General features: G+C 74.4%; 12 protein-coding genes. 7 read left to right on the top strand and 5 right to left on the bottom strand.

Annotated elements, in window-relative coordinates:
- From AOJ26_RS23420 to AOJ26_RS23410, 3 genes are all read left to right on the top strand, one after another.
- A partial coding sequence (locus AOJ26_RS23420) for a glycosyltransferase family 4 protein (protein WP_053850316.1) occupies window positions 1-939 on the top strand: 939 nt, incomplete at its 5' end.
- Window positions 936-2,099, top strand: coding sequence for a glycosyltransferase (locus AOJ26_RS23415; protein WP_053850313.1), 1,164 nt, complete (start codon window positions 936-938; stop codon window positions 2,097-2,099). The genes AOJ26_RS23420 and AOJ26_RS23415, both read left to right, overlap by 4 nt.
- A gap of 13 nt (window positions 2,100-2,112) precedes the next feature.
- The gene (locus tag AOJ26_RS23410) at window positions 2,113-2,961 is read left to right on the top strand and encodes an SGNH/GDSL hydrolase family protein (RefSeq protein ID WP_053850312.1); all 849 of its coding nucleotides are present in this window, start codon (window positions 2,113-2,115) and stop codon (window positions 2,959-2,961) included.
- A gap of 85 nt (window positions 2,962-3,046) precedes the next feature.
- On the opposite strand, the gene AOJ26_RS23405 is transcribed toward AOJ26_RS23410, so the two are convergent.
- From AOJ26_RS23405 to AOJ26_RS23385, 5 genes are all read right to left on the bottom strand, one after another.
- Entirely contained in the window at window positions 3,047-3,916 is an 870-nt protein-coding gene (locus AOJ26_RS23405; protein ID WP_053850311.1) for a biotin-dependent carboxyltransferase family protein, read from the bottom strand.
- On the bottom strand, window positions 3,913-4,527 hold the full coding sequence (gene pxpB / locus AOJ26_RS23400; protein WP_053850310.1) for a 5-oxoprolinase subunit PxpB: 615 nt from the start codon (window positions 4,525-4,527) through the stop codon (window positions 3,913-3,915). Before pxpB ends, AOJ26_RS23405 begins: the two co-directional genes overlap by 4 nt.
- The gene (locus tag AOJ26_RS23395) at window positions 4,524-5,282 is read right to left on the bottom strand and encodes a LamB/YcsF family protein (RefSeq protein WP_053850309.1); all 759 of its coding nucleotides are present in this window, start codon (window positions 5,280-5,282) and stop codon (window positions 4,524-4,526) included. The genes pxpB and AOJ26_RS23395 overlap by 4 nt, the downstream gene beginning before the upstream one ends.
- 77 nt (window positions 5,283-5,359) lie before the next feature.
- Window positions 5,360-6,181 (bottom strand): putative hydro-lyase, encoded by an 822-nt coding sequence (locus AOJ26_RS23390; protein WP_053850308.1) that lies wholly within the window; start codon window positions 6,179-6,181, stop codon window positions 5,360-5,362.
- A complete protein-coding gene (locus AOJ26_RS23385; protein ID WP_053850307.1) occupies window positions 6,178-7,473 on the bottom strand; it encodes an MFS transporter in 1,296 nt (431 codons plus the stop codon). Before AOJ26_RS23385 ends, AOJ26_RS23390 begins: the two co-directional genes overlap by 4 nt.
- 130 nt (window positions 7,474-7,603) lie before the next feature.
- On the opposite strand from AOJ26_RS23385, the gene AOJ26_RS23380 reads away from it, so the two are divergent.
- From AOJ26_RS23380 to AOJ26_RS23365, 4 genes are all read left to right on the top strand, one after another.
- Window positions 7,604-8,299, top strand: coding sequence for a GntR family transcriptional regulator (locus AOJ26_RS23380; protein ID WP_053850306.1), 696 nt, complete (start codon window positions 7,604-7,606; stop codon window positions 8,297-8,299).
- 134 nt (window positions 8,300-8,433) lie between these two features.
- Window positions 8,434-9,963, top strand: a complete 1,530-nt coding sequence (locus AOJ26_RS23375) for a hypothetical protein (RefSeq protein WP_053850305.1) — start codon at window positions 8,434-8,436, stop codon at window positions 9,961-9,963.
- Window positions 9,964-10,114: 151 nt separating this feature from the next.
- A complete protein-coding gene (locus AOJ26_RS23370; RefSeq protein ID WP_053850304.1) occupies window positions 10,115-10,993 on the top strand; it encodes a hypothetical protein in 879 nt (292 codons plus the stop codon).
- Window positions 10,994-11,030: 37 nt separating this feature from the next.
- Complete coding sequence (locus tag AOJ26_RS23365) at window positions 11,031-15,689, top strand: hypothetical protein (RefSeq protein ID WP_053850303.1); 4,659 nt, start codon at window positions 11,031-11,033, stop codon at window positions 15,687-15,689.
- The last annotated feature ends 4 nt before the right edge of the window (window positions 15,690-15,693 follow it).

Raw genomic sequence — 15,693 nt, 5'->3', positions numbered from 1 at the left:
CTCCCTGGCTACCCCCAGGTCCGCGTCGCCCTCCCCAGCAGGCGCGTGGCCGCGGCGATCGCCGAGCACCGTGCCGACGTCGTCCACCTGGCCAGCCCCTTCGTCCTCGGCGTCCGCGGCATGGCCGCCGCCGCCCGGTTCGGCATCCCCGCCGTGGCCGTCTACCAGACCGACCTCGCCGGATACGCCCGCACCTACGTGCACGCAGGCGAGGCCGCCGCCTGGCGCCGCATCCGCTCCGTCCACGCCGCCGCCGACCTCACCCTCGCCCCGTCCAGCGCGTCCCTGCGCGACCTGACGGCGCACGGCGTGCCCCGGGTCGAACTGTGGCCGCGGGGCGTGGACACCGTCCGCTTCCACCCCGGCCTGCGTGACGAGGCGCTGCGCCGCCGTCTCGCCCCGGACGGGGAGATGATCGTCGGCTACGTCGGCCGGCTCGCCCCGGAGAAGCACATCGAGCTGCTGGCCGACGCCTGCCGCCTGGAGGGCGTCAGGGTCGTGGTGGTCGGCGACGGGCCGAGCCGGCCGCACCTGGACCAGGCACTGCCCGGCGCGGTCTTCCTGGGCCGCCGCACGGGTGACGAACTGGCCCGGATCTTCGCCTCCTTCGACGTCTTCGCGCACACGGGCCCCTTCGAGACCTTCTGCCAGACCGTCCAGGAGGCCATGGCGAGCGGTGTGCCCGTCGTCGCCCCCGCCGCCGGCGGCCCGCTGGACCTGGTCGCCCACGGGCGCACCGGGTTCCTCGTCCCGCCGCGCGACCCGGCCGCCGTACGGGACGCCGTGGGGTCCCTGGCCGCCGACCCCGCACTGCGGGCCTCGTTCGGGGCGGCCGCGCGGGCCATGGTCGAGGGGCGCACCTGGGCGGCCGTAGGCGACCGGCTGATCGGTCACTACGCCGCCGTGCTCAGCGGCCGGAAGACGGCGGTGGCGGCATGAGCGGGCGGCCGCTGCGGATCGTCCGCCTCGCCAACTTCGTCGCTCCCGCCTCGGGCGGCCTGCGCACCGCACTGCGCGAACTGGGCAGGGGCTACCGGGAGTCCGGGCACGAGCCCGTGCTCATCGTGCCCGGCGACCGCGCGAGCGACCGCGTGACCGAGCAGGGACGGATCATCACCCTGCCCGGTCCGCTGCTGCCCGGCACCGGCGGCTACCGCGTCCTCACCGACAGGCGGCGCGTGGCCTGGCTCCTGGAGGCACTCGCCCCCGACCGCCTGGAGGTCTCCGACCGTACGACCCTGAGGTGGACCGGCACCTGGGCGCGGCGGGCCCGCGTCCCCGCCGTGATGGTCTCCCACGAGACCGCCGACGGCGTCCTGCGCACCTGGGGCCTGCCGGAGAGCACCGCCCGGCGGGCTGCCGACGCCCTCAACATCCGTACGGCGCACGCGTACGCGCGCGTGGTGTGCACCACCGAGTTCGCCGAGCGGGAGTTCGTGCGGATCGGCGCCCGCAACGTCGTACGGGCCCCGCTGGGCGTCGACCTGGTCGAGCGGCGCCCGGCGCTGCGCGACACGGGGCTCCGGGCCCGGTACGTGCGCGAGACCGAGACACTCCTCGTGACCTGCACCCGGCTGTCCGTCGAGAAGCGGCCGAACACGGCCCTGGACGCCCTGGAGTCCCTCGTACGCCGAGGCAGGCGGGCGGTGCTGGTGGTGGCGGGGGACGGGCCGCTGCGGCGGCGTCTGGAACAGCGGGCCCGGGAACGGCGGCTGCCGGTCACCTTCCTCGGGCACGTCTCGGACCGGGGGCTGCTCGGCGCGCTCCAGGCCTCCGCCGACGTGTGCCTGGCCCCCGGGCCCGCCGAGACCTTCGGGCTCGCCGCGCTGGAGGCCATGGCGTGCGGCACGCCGGTGGTGGTGAGCGCCTCCTCCGCGCTGCCGGAGGTCATCGGCTCGGCCGGGGCCGTCGCAGCCGACCGGGGAGCGGCCTTCGCGGACGCCGTGGACATGCTGTTGGAACGCCCGGAGGGCGAGCGCCGCGAGAGCGCACGCGCGCGTGCGGAGTGCTTCGGGTGGGACACGGCCGTCCGGGCGTTCCTCGCCGCGCACGACGCGGAGGCCCTTCTGCGGCGCTCCGTGCCGGGGGGCGTGGCATGAGCGGGGTTGCCTCGTGAGGGCCGTGCGCTTCGTCGCCCTCGGCGACTCGCTGTCCGAGGGCGTGGGCGACCCCGTCGGCGGGGGGTGGCGCGGCTGGGCCGCGCTGCTCGCCTACGGGCTCGCCGAGTCCGTGGAGTTCACCAAGCTCGCGGTGAGCGGGGCGCAGACGCGGGACGTGCTGGAGCGGCAGATGCCGGTGGCGCTGGCGTTGCGGCCGGACGTCGTCTCGGTCCTGGTCGGTGTCAACGACACCCTGCGCTGCACGTTCGACATCCACGCCGTGGCCGCCCGGCTCGACGCGGTGTACGCGGCATTCACCGGACAGGGCGCTGTCCTGCTCACGGCGTGCCTGCCCGACCCGGGCACCATGCTCGGGCTGCCCGGCGCGTTGGCGCGTCCCCTGGCCCGCCGGCAGCGGGCGGTAAACGCGGTGGTGCACGCGCTGTCCGAGCGGTACGGGGCGGTGCATCTGCACGCGGCGGAGGGGAGTTGGACCACCGACCGTGCGATGTGGAGTGCGGACCGCCTGCATCCCGGAGAGCGGGGACATCGGCAACTGGCCGTGCGGTTCCACGCGTTGCTGGCGGAGCGGGGGATCGCGACCGGCGTCGCCCCCTCGGCCGAGCCGCGCTCTCCCGCGCCCGCGGCGTCGGCGAGCCTGTGGTGGCTGGCCACGGCGGGCACGGGGTGGGTGGCGCGGCGGTGCACCGATCTGCTGCCCCAGCTGGTGACGCTGGCGGTGGACGAGATGCGGCATCACGCGCGGGGGACGAGCGGGCGGCTCGACCTGCGGGCCGCGCACGCGGTGTCCGTGGCGTTGGCCGCGTTGTCCGTGCCGGAGCAGCGGGCCGAGGTGGCTTGAGTGCTGTACGGGGTGCCGGTGCCGGTGCGGGTGCGGGTGCGGGGGCGTGCGGCTGGTCGCGCGGTTCCCGGCGCCCCCGGGCGGGTCAGCGGCGTTGTACCTCCACGAAGCGCACCGGGGTTCCGGGCACCGCCTGTGCGGCTCCAGGAAGATCCGTCTCGCGGACCACTGCGATCACCGGGTAGCCGCCGGTGGTCGGGTGGTCGGCGAGGAAGACCACCGGCCTGCCGTTCGGCGGGACCTGGACCGCGCCCAGGACCATGCCCTCGCTGGGCAGTTCGCCCGGCCGGGCCCGCTCCAGGGCCGGTCCCTCCGTGCGCAGGCCGATGCGGTTGCTCGCCGAGGACACCTGGAAGGTACGGGAGGTGAAGGCCCGTACCGCTTCCGGGGTGAACCAGTCGGCCCGCGGGCCCGGCGTGACGCGGAGGACGAGCTCCGAGGGCGGCGCCGGCTGCGGCGCGGTGTCCACGCGCGTGCGGAGCGGTTGCGGCGTACCGAGGGGGAGTACCGCCCCGTCCGTGAGGGGCGGCGGGCCCAGGCCCGACAGGAGGTCCGTGGAGCGGCTGCCCAGGACCGGCTCCACGGCGATCCCGCCGGAGACGGCCACGTAACTGCGCAGCCCCGACACGGCCGTTCCCACGGTCAGCAGGGCTCCCGCCGGCACGTCCACGGGTGCGCCCCAGGCCGCCGGGCGGCCGTCCACCGTGATCCGGCAGGGGGCGCCGGTGACGGCCACGGTGACCGCCGAACGGGGGCGCAGCACACAGCCGTTGAGCGTGGTCTCCAGGACGGCCGCCTCGGGGCGGTTGCCGACCAGCCGGTTGGCGAGGCCGGCCGCCGGACCGTCCAGGGCGCCCGAGCGGGGGACGCCGAGGTGGGCGTGGCCGGGGCGGCCCCGGTCCTGGACGGTGGTGAGGGCCCCGGCCCGGACGACGGAGAGGGCGCGGTCGGTCATGTCGACCTCACGAAGCGCACACGCGTCCCCGGCGACAGCAGCGCGGCCGGTACGCGCGCGTGGTCCCACAGCACGGCGTCCGTGGTCCCGATGAGCTGCCAGCCGCCCGGGGAGGAGCGTGGGTAGACGCCGGTGTACGGGCCCGCGAGCCCGACCGAGCCCGCCGGGACGGCCGTGCGCGGGGTGGCCCGGCGCGGTACGTCGTCGTAGGGGGCCGGCAGACCGGTGAGGTAGCCGAAGCCGGGCGCGAACCCGCAGAAGGCGACCGTGAACTCGGTGCCGGCGTGGACGCGGGCCACCTCCTCGGGGGAGACGCCCCAGTGCGCGGCCACGTCGGCCAGGTCCGGGCCGTCGTAACGCACCGGGAGTTCGATGACCTCACGCGCGCGCGGGGGAGCGGGCGGGACCTCGGAGGCGGTGAGCTCGGCGGCCAGACGGGCCGGGTCGGCGAGGCCGTCGAGGAGGACCGTACGGGCCGCCGGGACGATCTCGCGGACCGACAGCGAGCCCTCCGCGCGGCGGCGCACCAGCTCGGCGTGGAGCGCCTGGGCCTCCTCGCCCGAGGCCACCTCGACGAGCAGGGCGCGGTCGCCGACGGGCAGTGTCCTCATACGAACGCCTCCACCCGGACGCCCGAGGACTCCAGGCGCTCCCTGACCCGTCGGGCCAGTTCCACCGCGCCCGGTGTGTCGCCGTGCAGGCACAGGGAGCGGGCCTCGACCTCGACACGGGCACCGGAGCGGGCGGTGACCGCCCGGTCCCGGGCCAGGCCCAGCGCGCGCGCCACGACCGCCTCGGGATCGGTGATCACCGCTCCCTCCTGGCCGCGCGGCACGAGCGTGCCCTCCTCGGTGTAGGCGCGGTCCGCGAAGGCCTCCGTGACGGCCTCCAACCCTGCCTTCCCGGCGGCCGCCAGGAGACGGGAGCCGGGCAGGCCCAGCACGGGCAGCGTGGCGTCGGCGAGGAGCACGCCGTCGACGACCGCCGCGGCCTGCTCCTCGTCGTGGACGACCCGGTTGTAGAGCGCGCCGTGCGGCTTGACGTAGGACACGCGCGTGCCCGCCGCCCGGGCGAAGACCTCCAGGGCGCCGATCTGGTAGGCCACCTCGGCCGTCAGCTCGGCGGACGGCACGTCCATCGCGCGCCGCCCGAACCCCGCGAGGTCCCGGTAGGAGACCTGGGCGCCGATCCGGACCCCGCGCGCGGCCGCCAGCTCGCAGACCCGCCGCATGGTGACCGCGTCCCCGGCGTGGAACCCGCACGCCACATTGGCGCTCGTGACGACGGACAGCAGGCGCTCGTCGTCGGTGAGCTGCCAGCGGCCGAAGCCCTCGCCGAGGTCGGCGTTCAGATCGATCGAGGTCATGGAGGTCTCGTGCTTCCTTCCGGGGTGCTCAGCGGTTCTGCGTGCGGTCCATCGGTTTCCCGTCGGGGCCCGGGGTCTCAGGCCACCCTGTACTGCTCGTCCCGGGCGTCCGTCAGGAACATCTGCCCGGGTGCGTGGGTGATGGCGAACGGCGGGCGCGAGGCCATCACCGCGGCCTGCGGGGTCACTCCGCAGGCCCAGAACACCGGGATGTCGTCCGGCTCGGCGTCCACCGGATCACCGAAATCGGGGCGGCCGAGGTCGTCGATGCCGAGTCCCGAGGGATCGCCGCAGTGCACGGGGCTGCCGTGCACGGCAGGGAGCAGGCTGCTCTCCCTCAGGGCGGACGCCAGGTGCTGCGGTGGCACCGGGCGCATGGACACCACCATGGGTCCGTGCAGCCGCCCCGCGGGACGGCACTGTCGACTGGTCACGTACATCGGAACGTTCCGGCCCTGCTCGATGTGCCGGATCGGGACGCCCGCCTCCGAAAGTGCCCACTCGAAGGTGAAACTGCACCCGATCAGGAACGAAACGAGGTCCTCACGCCAGTGTGCGCGCACGTCCGTCGGCTCGTCCACCAGCCGGCCGTCCTCCCACACCCGGTAGCGCGGGAGATCGGTGCGCAGATCGGCGCCCTCCGCGAGGACGGTGGTCGGGTCGCCGGCGTCCGTGACGTCGAGGACCGGGCAGGGCTTGGGATTGCGCTGGCAGAACAGCAGCATGTCGTACGCCCAGTCGGCGGGCACCGAGATCAGGTTGACCTGGGTGTGGCCGGCCGCGACCCCGGCGGTGGGGCCGCTCAGGCCCGCGCGGAAGCGGGCGCGTGCCTGTTCCGGGCTCCACGCGTGCGCGTGCTCGTCGACGAGGGTCAGGGGGCGGTCCTCCGTGCGGTTCACGCGAGTTCCTTCCCACGGGTCTCCGGCAGTCCGAGCAGGGCCAGCGCGGCGATGCCGTAGCCGATGGCGCCGAAGACCAGCGCCCCGCCCACGCCCCAGCTGTCGGCCAGGAAGCCGACGGTGGTCGGGAAGACCGCGCCGACCGCGCGGCCCGCGTTGTACGTGAAGCCCTGCCCCGAGCCGCGCACCGCCGTCGGGTACAGCTCGCTCAGATAGGACCCGAAGCCGCTGAAGATCGCCGACATGCAGAACCCGAGGGGGAAGCCCAGGACCAGGAGCCAGGTGTCGGCCCCGCTCGGGATGTTGCCGTAGGCCACGATGCACACGGCCGACAGCAGGGCGAACAGCCAGATGTTGCGCCGCCGGCCCAGCCGGTCGGTGAGGTAGCCGCCGGTGAGGTAGCCGAGGAAGGCACCGGAGATCAGGAACGTGAGGTAGCCGCCGGTGCCGACGACCGACAGTCCGCGGTCGCTCTTGAGGTACGTCGGCACCCAGGTGGCGAGCGTGTAGTAGCCGCCCTGGACGCCGGTGGACAGCAGCCCCGCGAAGATCGTCGTACGCAGCAGGTCCGGTTTGAAGATCGCCGCGAAGGAGCCCTTGCCGGCGTTCTTCTCGCGCACCGCGATCGCCTCCGGGGCGTCCTGGACCCGGCGCCGCATCCAGACGACGAGCAGCGCGGGCAGCGCGCCGGTCCAGAACATCACGCGCCAGGCCGTGCCGTCGTCGAAGACCGAGAACACCAGCGTGTACATGATCGCCGCCAGGGCCCAGCCCACGGCCCAGGAACTCTGGATGGCGCCGAGGGTGCGGCCGCGGTGCCTGGCGCTCGCGTACTCGGCGACCAGGATCGCGCCGACCGCCCACTCGCCGCCGAAACCGAGGCCCTGAAGGGCGCGGAAGACCAGCAGCGACTCGAAGTTCGGGGCGAAGCCGCAGGCCACGGTGAAGACCGCGTAGGTGACCACCGTGATCATCAGCGCCCTGACCCGGCCGACCCGGTCGGCCAGCACCCCGGCCAGGGCGCCGCCGATGCCGGAGGCGAGCAGGGTGACGGTGGTGAAGAGCCCGGTCTGGCCGCTGTCGAGGCCGAAGTACGCGGCCAGCGCGACCATGCTCAGCGGGAGCGTGAAGTAGTCGTAGGAGTCGAGGGCGTAGCCGCCGAACGCACCGGCGAAGGCGCGGCGGCCGCGCGGGCCGAGGGCGCGGAACCAGCCCAGCGCCCCGTCTTCGGCGGGGCCGTCGGTCGCCGTGGGGTGGTCGGTCAGGGCCTGAGGGGGCGGGGTCGTGCTCATGGGCACCTCGCAGGGGGAGGACGGAGGTAGCGGAGCTGCACCGTGCGGTGATGAGCAACGTAGAGGATCGTTCAACGATCCTTCAATACCCCTGTTGTTTCGTTCTCGTGTCTGCGGTTGAATTCCGGGCATGGCAGAGCAGTTGAGCGGACTGGCCGACGACCGTGCCCTCCTGGGCCGTACCAGCACGGCCGAGCGGGTCTCGGACATCCTCAGGAGCCGTATCGCCGAGGGCTACTTCCCGCCGGGGACCCGGCTGTCCGAGGACAGCATCGGCGGGGCGCTCGGGGTCTCCCGCAACACCCTGCGCGAGGCGTTCCGGCTGCTCACGCATGAACGACTGCTCGTCCACGAGCTCAACCGCGGGGTGTTCGTGCGGGTCCTGGCGGTCGAGGACGTGGAGGACATCTACCGCACCCGCGCGCTCGTGGAGTGCGCCGTCGTCCGCGGGCTGGGCGAACCGCCGTACGCCCTGGACGCGCTCGCCGAGGCGGTCGGCGAGGGGCAGCGGGCGGTGCGCGAAGGTGACTGGAAAGCGTTGGGCACGGCCAACATCCACTTCCACCGCGAGCTCGTCGCCCTCGCGGGCAGCGAACGCACCGACGAACTGATGCGCAGCGTCTTCGCCGAACTCCGCCTGGCGTTCCACGTCGTGGACGACCCCAAGGCCCTGCACGAGCCGTACCTGGCCCGCAACCAGCAGATCCTCGGCGCGCTCCAGGCGGGCGACAAGGAAGAGGCGGAACGGCTGCTCGCCGTGTACCTCTCGGACTCTCTGGGTCGAGTGGTCGAGGTGTACAGACGAAGAGTGGGCGAGGAGATCTAGTCAGGGGCGCGGGGAACTGCGCGACCAGCCCTCACCGGCCGGCAGACGAATCCCAACCGTGGTTCCCGTCCCACCGCCGGAGGCGATCCGCGCCGTTTGGGGAGTTGTCAGACCTAGCACCTAGTCTGTGCACCGTGACTTCGCCTGCGACGACGGACAGCGTTCCGCCCCAGTTCAGCGCGGGGCCGCGCCCCGCACCGGGCCCGGCCGCCGACGAGGGACTGGCGCGTCGGCTGCGCGCGCTCGCCTGCACCGCCCCGCTGCACGACCTCGACGCCCGCAAGGCCAACCTCGCGGGCGAGTACTCGGTGTACGGCATGGCGGAGGTGGCCCTCGCCGCCATCGACCTGGTCACCCTGAACATGGACTTCGACACCGGCGCCGACCACGACCAGATCGTCGCCCGACTCATCCCGCGCATCGCCGCCCAGGCCCCGCAGCGGCCCGTCGCCGAGCACGAGCGCGTGGCCCGCTGGGTCCTGGAGAACCTGATCAACGTCGGCAGCGTCGACCGGGGATTCCGCGCGGTCTACGGCACGTTCGCCCCGGACGGGACCTATGTGCGGCGCGACTACGACTTCAAGCTGATCGAGGAGGTGCCGGGCCCGGGCGGCTCGGTGTACCTGCGGACCACGGACGAGGCGGTCAACGTTCTCGTCGGTGCCCTCGACACCGATGTGACCAGCGCCCAGATCGCCGCCGAGGTCAAGCTGGAGGTGCTGATCAGCCGGGGCCGCCTCGCCGACGCCCAGCTCGCCGCGGAGCAGGCCCGGTACCGGACCGTGCAGTACTCCGAGACCCTGCGCCGGGCCCTGGACGCCACCCGGCGCAACGTCCGGGCCGTCGACTGGCTCAACTCCGTGCCCGACATGATCGCCGAGGCCCTCGACCACGTCGCCGACCGGTACCGCCACGAGAACGCGATCCTGACCAACATCCGCAAGGCGCGGGACGAGTCCGAGGACGCCGAGCAGAAGCGGCGCACCGCCGAGCTCGTGGACATCGTCAAGGACTGCATCCGGCGCCACACGCAGCTCCAGTCGCGGCTCCTGGAGGCCGGCCCCCTGTTCCGTGCCGAGCAGGACAGGCAGGCCTTCGCCACCCCCATGACGACGTCCGGGACGGACCTGTACGGCCACCTCCTCGCGCCGGTGCTGCCGCTCCCGCTGGAGCAGGCCACGCGGGTCACCGACGCGTTCTTCGCGCACGGGACCGGCCTGCGCACCCCGGTGTCGGTCCGGGTCGGCGACCTCGTCGACATACTGCTCACCCCGCCCATGGAGCGGGAGCACCTGGGCGCGGAGATGCCGGAGCCCGACCTGATCGCCACGCCCGACGACAGCCGCTTCAGCGAGGAACAGCTGGCGGCCGCGAAGGAGTTGCTGGACCTGCCCGCGGACGCGCCACGGCGGCTCTCCGGACTGCTCGCCGAGGCCCGCCGGGCCGGTGGGTTCGATCTCGCCTACCTGGTCGCCCTGTTGGCGATCCACGCGGCCAGCCCCGCCGTCGGCACCGCCTACCGCCAGGGCGAGGAGAAACTGCTCTTCGCGGTGGACGACGGGACGGAGCTGGACGATCCGGACTTCGGCGGCGCCGACCTCATCGTCGGCACGGCCCTGCTGGACGCCGTGGGGATGGCGGCGGACCGGACGGAGGCGGCATGAGCGAGATCAGAACCTCCGCATGCGGCATCAGCGAGAGCAGCCCCTCCCGAAGCGGGATGAGTGAGGTCAGCACCTCCGGAAGCAGCATGAGTGAGGTCAGCACCTCCGGCAGCAGCATGAGTGAGCGACAGCGTGACAAGGAGCCCCAGCCGTGAGTGAGCATGTCGAGTGGAGCGACCCGGAGGTCCCGACCCCGTCGGCGCCCGCCGCCGTCACCCCCGCCGACGCCGCCGACGCCGCTCGGCTCGTCGCCTTCGGGCTCCAGCCCAAACTGCAGCCCGCGCGGGACCAGGAGTACGCCGATCTGCTGCGGCGCTACCGGGAGGACCCGCCGTTCGCGCGGCTCGCCGACGCCGTGGCCGCCGGACTCGGACTGGTCGTCCTCGAGGTGTCCCCCCGCGCGGGGATGGCCGTGACCGCCGCCGAGGACTCCGTGTTCGCCGTCCGCATGGGGGACTACGCGCGTCGTACGTCCGCCGACGGAGGCGACCGGTTCCTGCACGGCCTCGCCCATCTCGCCGTGGCCGCCATGGCGTTCCCGCGCCCCGAGGACCTCGCCGACGACGGATACATCGGGCGCGTCTCGGTCAACGGCGTCGACGCCTTCGTACGGCAGGCCTGCCGGCGCCTGGAGGAGCGGGCCGAGGAGGTCGGGGAGAACACCGACCCGGCCACCGACGCGCCCGGGCTCGAAGCGGCCTGGCGGATCTGGGCCAGACGCAGCGCGGCCGGTGCGACCAAGGACGCCCGCCGGCTCGCCGGGTCCACGACCGGCATCGTCGGCAAGGCCGCCGCCTTCCTCACCGACTCCGGCTTCCTCCAGCGCACCGGGGACGACAACGGCGGTACCTACCGGACCACGGCTCGTTACCAGCTCCAGGTGCGGGACATGGCCGGAAGCGCCGCCATGGCCGAGCTCCTGGAGTTGGGGGTCGTCCCGGTCACCGACGGCACACCGACGCTGCTGCCCCCCGAGGACGGCGACGACCTGGAGCTGGCGGCCGATGCCGGGCTGCCGTTCCACTCCTGAACTTCCCTGATCTGCCGAAGACTTACGAGAGTCCGCCATGTACGAGCTGTCCCGGGTCCGCCTCTACTCCATCGGCCCCGCCGGTGCGCGCTACGCCGACACCGTGCTTGACCTGCGCGGCGTCGGCGCGGAGGTGCCCGACCCCGCGCCCACCCAGGCGGAGTTCTTCGAGGAGGAGCCCGTCGGCCCCCCGCGCCGGCCCGCGCCCGCCGGAGTGCTCTTCCTGGAGAACGGCGGCGGCAAGTCCGTCCTGCTCAAGCTGATCTTCTCGGTGATGCTGCCGGGCCACCGCAACACCCTGGGCGGTGCCAGCTCCGGCGTGCTCCGGAAGTTCCTGCTGGCGGACGACTGCGGACACGTGGCCCTGGAGTGGCAGCACACCCTGACCGGCGAGTGCGTCGTCGTCGGCAAGGTCAGCGAGTGGCGGGGGCGCCAGGTGTCCAACGACCCGCGGAAGTTCGCCGAGGCCTGGTACTCCTTCCGGCCCGGACCGGGCCTCAGCCTCGACAACCTGCCCGTCGCCGAGTCCACCGCCGTCCGGCCGCCCGCCGAGGGCCAGTCGGCCGCCCAGGGCCGCCGCCGCACCATGAAGGGCTTCCGGGACGCGCTCACCGAGGCGGGCAAGGCGTACCCGCACCTGGAGGTGCACTGGGAGGAAATCCACGACCGCTGGATCGAGCACCTCGGTGACCTCGGCCTGGACCCCGAACTCTTCCGCTACCAGCGGGAGATGAACGCCGACGAGGGCGAGGCCGCGGGCCTGTTCGCGGTGAAGAAGGACTCCGACTTCACCGATCTGCTGCTGCGCGCCGTGACCGACACCCGCGACACCGACGGGCTCGCCGACCTGGTCAGCGGGTTCGGGAACAAGCTCGGGCGACGCGCCGAGCTCATCGCCGAACGGGACTTCACCGCCGGGTCCGTGGACCTGCTGGGCCGGATCGTCGAGGCCGCCGAGACCCGCTCACGCGCGCGTGACATCCACACGGCCGCCGAACGCCGTACCCGGACGCTGGCCCGCCGGCTGTCCGCGCGGGGCGTCCAGGAGCGCGTCCGGGCGGCGGACCTCGCCCAGCGGGTCACCGCTGCCGCGTACGCCGTCACACACGCCGAGGCGGGCCGCGAGCGCAGTGCGCTCATCGCCGCCGAACTCGCCTACCGGCACGCCTCCCTGGCCCTCGCCGCCGCCGAGAAGTCGGCCGCGGCCCAGAAGCGCGAACTCGCCGAGGCGCGCACGCTGCACTCCGCCTGGCAGGCCGCCGAGGCCGTCCTGCGCCACCGGGCCGCCGCCGACCGGGTCGCGCGCGTGGCCGCCGCCATCCAGGAGGCCGAGCGGGACGCGGCCCCCGCGCTCGCCGCCCGCGCGAAGGCCGCCGTCGATCTCGTACGCGCCCTGCACGCGGCCGCCGAGCGCGCCGAGACGCTCGCCAACGAGGAGGAGGAGCGGTCCGCGGCGCTCCAGGAGGTCGGCGAGTCCGCGTACCGGGACTCCACCGCGGCCGCAACCGAGGCACAGCGCGCCCGCAGTGAGATCGGGCATCTGCGCCAGCGGCTGAGCGAGGTCGAGCAGGAGACCGCCGAGGCGGTCCGCGCGGGCTGGCTCGACGACAGCGCGCCGGACGCCGACCCCGCCCGCGCGGCCCTCGCAGCGAGCGACGCCGAGAAGACCGCCGTCGCCGCCTGGGACACCGCCCGCGAGTCCTCCAACCGGGCCGCCGAGCACGCGCGCGAGGCGGCCGCCGCCGAAGCCCGCGCGGAACTCACGGCCGCCCGCGCGGAGGACGCGGCCGCGGCGGCAGCGCGCTCCTACGAGGCCGAACGGCGTCTGGCCGAGGGGCTGGCGGGGGAGGAGCGGCTCGCGGCACTGCTCAGCCTGACCGGGAACTCCGGCGTCCCAGCCGGAGTACCGGCGCAGCGCGCGGGCGCCGAGGACGCCGGAAAGGGCGGCGCGGCCGGGCACGAGGCTGCCGTCACCGACGCCGGTCTCACCCCCGAGGACCTCGACCGGTTCGCCGACGAGCTGCGCGAGCTGCTCGACGACTCCGTGTCCTCGGCCGAACGCCAGCTCTTCGAACTGCGTACGGCCGCCGCCGACGACTCCCGGATCCTCGGCGCGCTCGGCGACGGCGGACTCCTGCCGCCGGGGCCGGACGTCCTGGCCACGGTCGAGTTCCTCGGCGAGAACGGCATCCCGGCCCTGCCCGGCTGGCGCTACCTCGCCCAGGCCGTCGACCCCGCCGACCACGCGCGTGTGCTGGCCGCCCGGCCCGAACTGGTCGACGGCGTCATCATCACCGACCCCGACACCCACGCGCGGGCCCGCGAGGCCCTGAACGACGCGGCCCTGCTCCCGCGCTCCGCCGTCGCCGTCGGTACGGCCGCCGCCCTGCTGGCGCCGACCCCGGCCACCGGCTCCCAGAGCGCCGACGTCTTCCTCGTACCGCCGAACCCGGCCATGCACGACGAGCACGCCGCCGACGAGGAGCGCCAGGCGCTGCGCGCGCGGGCCGGCGAGCGGGACGAGGAGATCCGGACGCTCGCGGCCCGCCTCGGCAAGGACCGTGAACTGGCCGCCCGGCTCGCCTCCTGGCGCACCGGCTGCCCGGCCGGCCGGCTCGTCGAACTGGCGCAGGCCGCCCGGGACACGCGCGCGTTCGCCGAGGAGGCGGAGGCCGAGCTGGCCGAGGCGCGCACGGTCCGGGCCGAGGCCGACGAAGCCGCCGCCGAGGCCGCGCAGACGCGCGACGAGCGGCAGGAGGCCGCGCAGAAGGCCCGGCGCGCCGCCGACGCCCTCGCCGGTCTGGCCTACCGGCTGCGCGAGCGGTCCGGCTGGCAGGCCAAGCTGCGCGAACTGGCCGACGAGGCCACCGAGTCGGAAGCCCGCGCCCAGACCTGTCTGGACCGCGCGCGGGCCGCCGACGAGGACCGGCGCGGAGCCCAGCGCGCCGCCGACGACGCCCGCCGCACCGCGCGTGCGCTGCGCGCCGAACGCGCCGAGATCGCCGGCGCCCCGGACGACGTACCGGACAGCGACCCGGATGCCTCCAAGGCGTCCCTGCCCGCCCTCCGCGAGGCATACCGGGCCGCTTCCCGGCTCTACGAGAAGGTGGGCGTCGGCGCCGACCTGCGGGCCGAACAGGCGCGGGCGGAGAGCGACGAGAGCGCGGCCCTCGCCGAACTGGACCGGCTGAGCAACAAGGTCCGCACGCGCGCGGAGCAGTTGCTTCAGTCGCCCGACGGCTCCGACGGGCCATCCCGGCAGGCCGCGGCAGCCCGCGCGGAGGAGCTGGTTCAGCTCCTGGAGACCCGTATGTCGACCGCGAGCGAGCAGCTCGGCCGGCTGCGCGGCGAGGCCGAGCGGCACGCCCCCGAGGACGGCGAGGCGCACACCGGGCTGTCGCCGGAACTGGAGCCGCGCGACGCCGAGCACGCACAGGCGCTGCTGCGCACGGCCACCGCCGAACTCGCCTCCCGCACCGAGGCGTTGGCGCAGGCCAGGGAGGCGCACGCGGAGCTGCTCGGCTCCCACCGGGCCGCCGAGGACGCGGCGGGCGGTTTCGACGAGATCGCCGCGATGCTCCGCGACCTGCTGCGCGAGCACGCGATGGAGGACGAGCAGGACGAGCCGGAACCGTACCCGGGCAGCCCCGAGGAGGCACGGCAGGCCGCCGCCGAGGCCCGTCGGTCGCTGCGCGGCTGTGCCGCGGACCTCTCCGCCGCCGAGGGCGCCGTGCGCGAGGCCAGTGACGTCCTGGTCCGGCACGCCAACTCCACGCGCTACGAGCAGGTCCGCACCCCCGCACGGCAGCAGATCCGGGAGCTGCCCGCGTCCGCGCTGCCCGAGCACGCGCAGAAGTGGGCGGACGCCTTCGCGCCCCGACTGCGGGTGCTGACCGACGAGTTGGCACAACTGGAGCGGAACCGGGACTCGATCGTGGACCGGCTCCGGGGGCTCGTGGAGTCCGCGCTCGCCACCCTCAGGTCCGCCCAGCGGCTGTCCCGGCTGCCGGAGGGGCTCGGCGAGTGGTCCGGGCAGGAGTTCCTGCGGATCCGCTTCGAGGAACCCGACCAGGCGACGCTCACCGAGCGGCTCGGCGAGGTCATCGACGAGGCCACCAGGGCCGCCGTGAAGAAGAACTCCGACCTGCGGCGTGACGGAATGTCCCTGTTGCTGCGGGGAGTCGGGGCGGCGCTCCAGCCCCGAGGGGTGGCCGTGGAGATCCTCAAACCGGACGCCGTGCTGCGCGCCGAGCGGGTGCCCGTGGGACAGATGGGCGACGTGTTCTCCGGTGGCCAACTGCTCACGGCGGCCATCGCGCTGTACTGCACGATGGCGGCCCTGCGGTCCAACGACCGGGGCCGGGACAGGCACCGGCACGCCGGCACGCTCTTCCTGGACAACCCGATCGGCCGGGCCAACGCGACGTATCTGCTGGAGCTCCAGCGGGCCGTGTCGGACGCGCTGGGCGTCCAGCTCCTGTACACCACGGGCCTGTTCGACACGACGGCACTCGCCGAGTTCCCCCTGGTCATCCGTCTGCGCAACGACGCGGACCTCAGGGCCGGCCTGAAGTACATCAGCGTGGAGGAGCACCTCCGCCCGGGGTTGCCGCAGCAGCCGCAGGCAGGAGAGGCGGGGCACAGCGAGATCACGGCGACCCGGATGTTCAAGCGTCCGGCGCCCGTCACGCCGTAGAGGA

The sequence above is a fragment of the Streptomyces sp. NRRL B-24085 genome (assembly GCF_001282115.1).
Taxonomy (GTDB): domain Bacteria; phylum Actinomycetota; class Actinomycetes; order Streptomycetales; family Streptomycetaceae; genus Streptomyces.
This window is presented reverse-complemented; position numbering and strand designations above follow the sequence as displayed.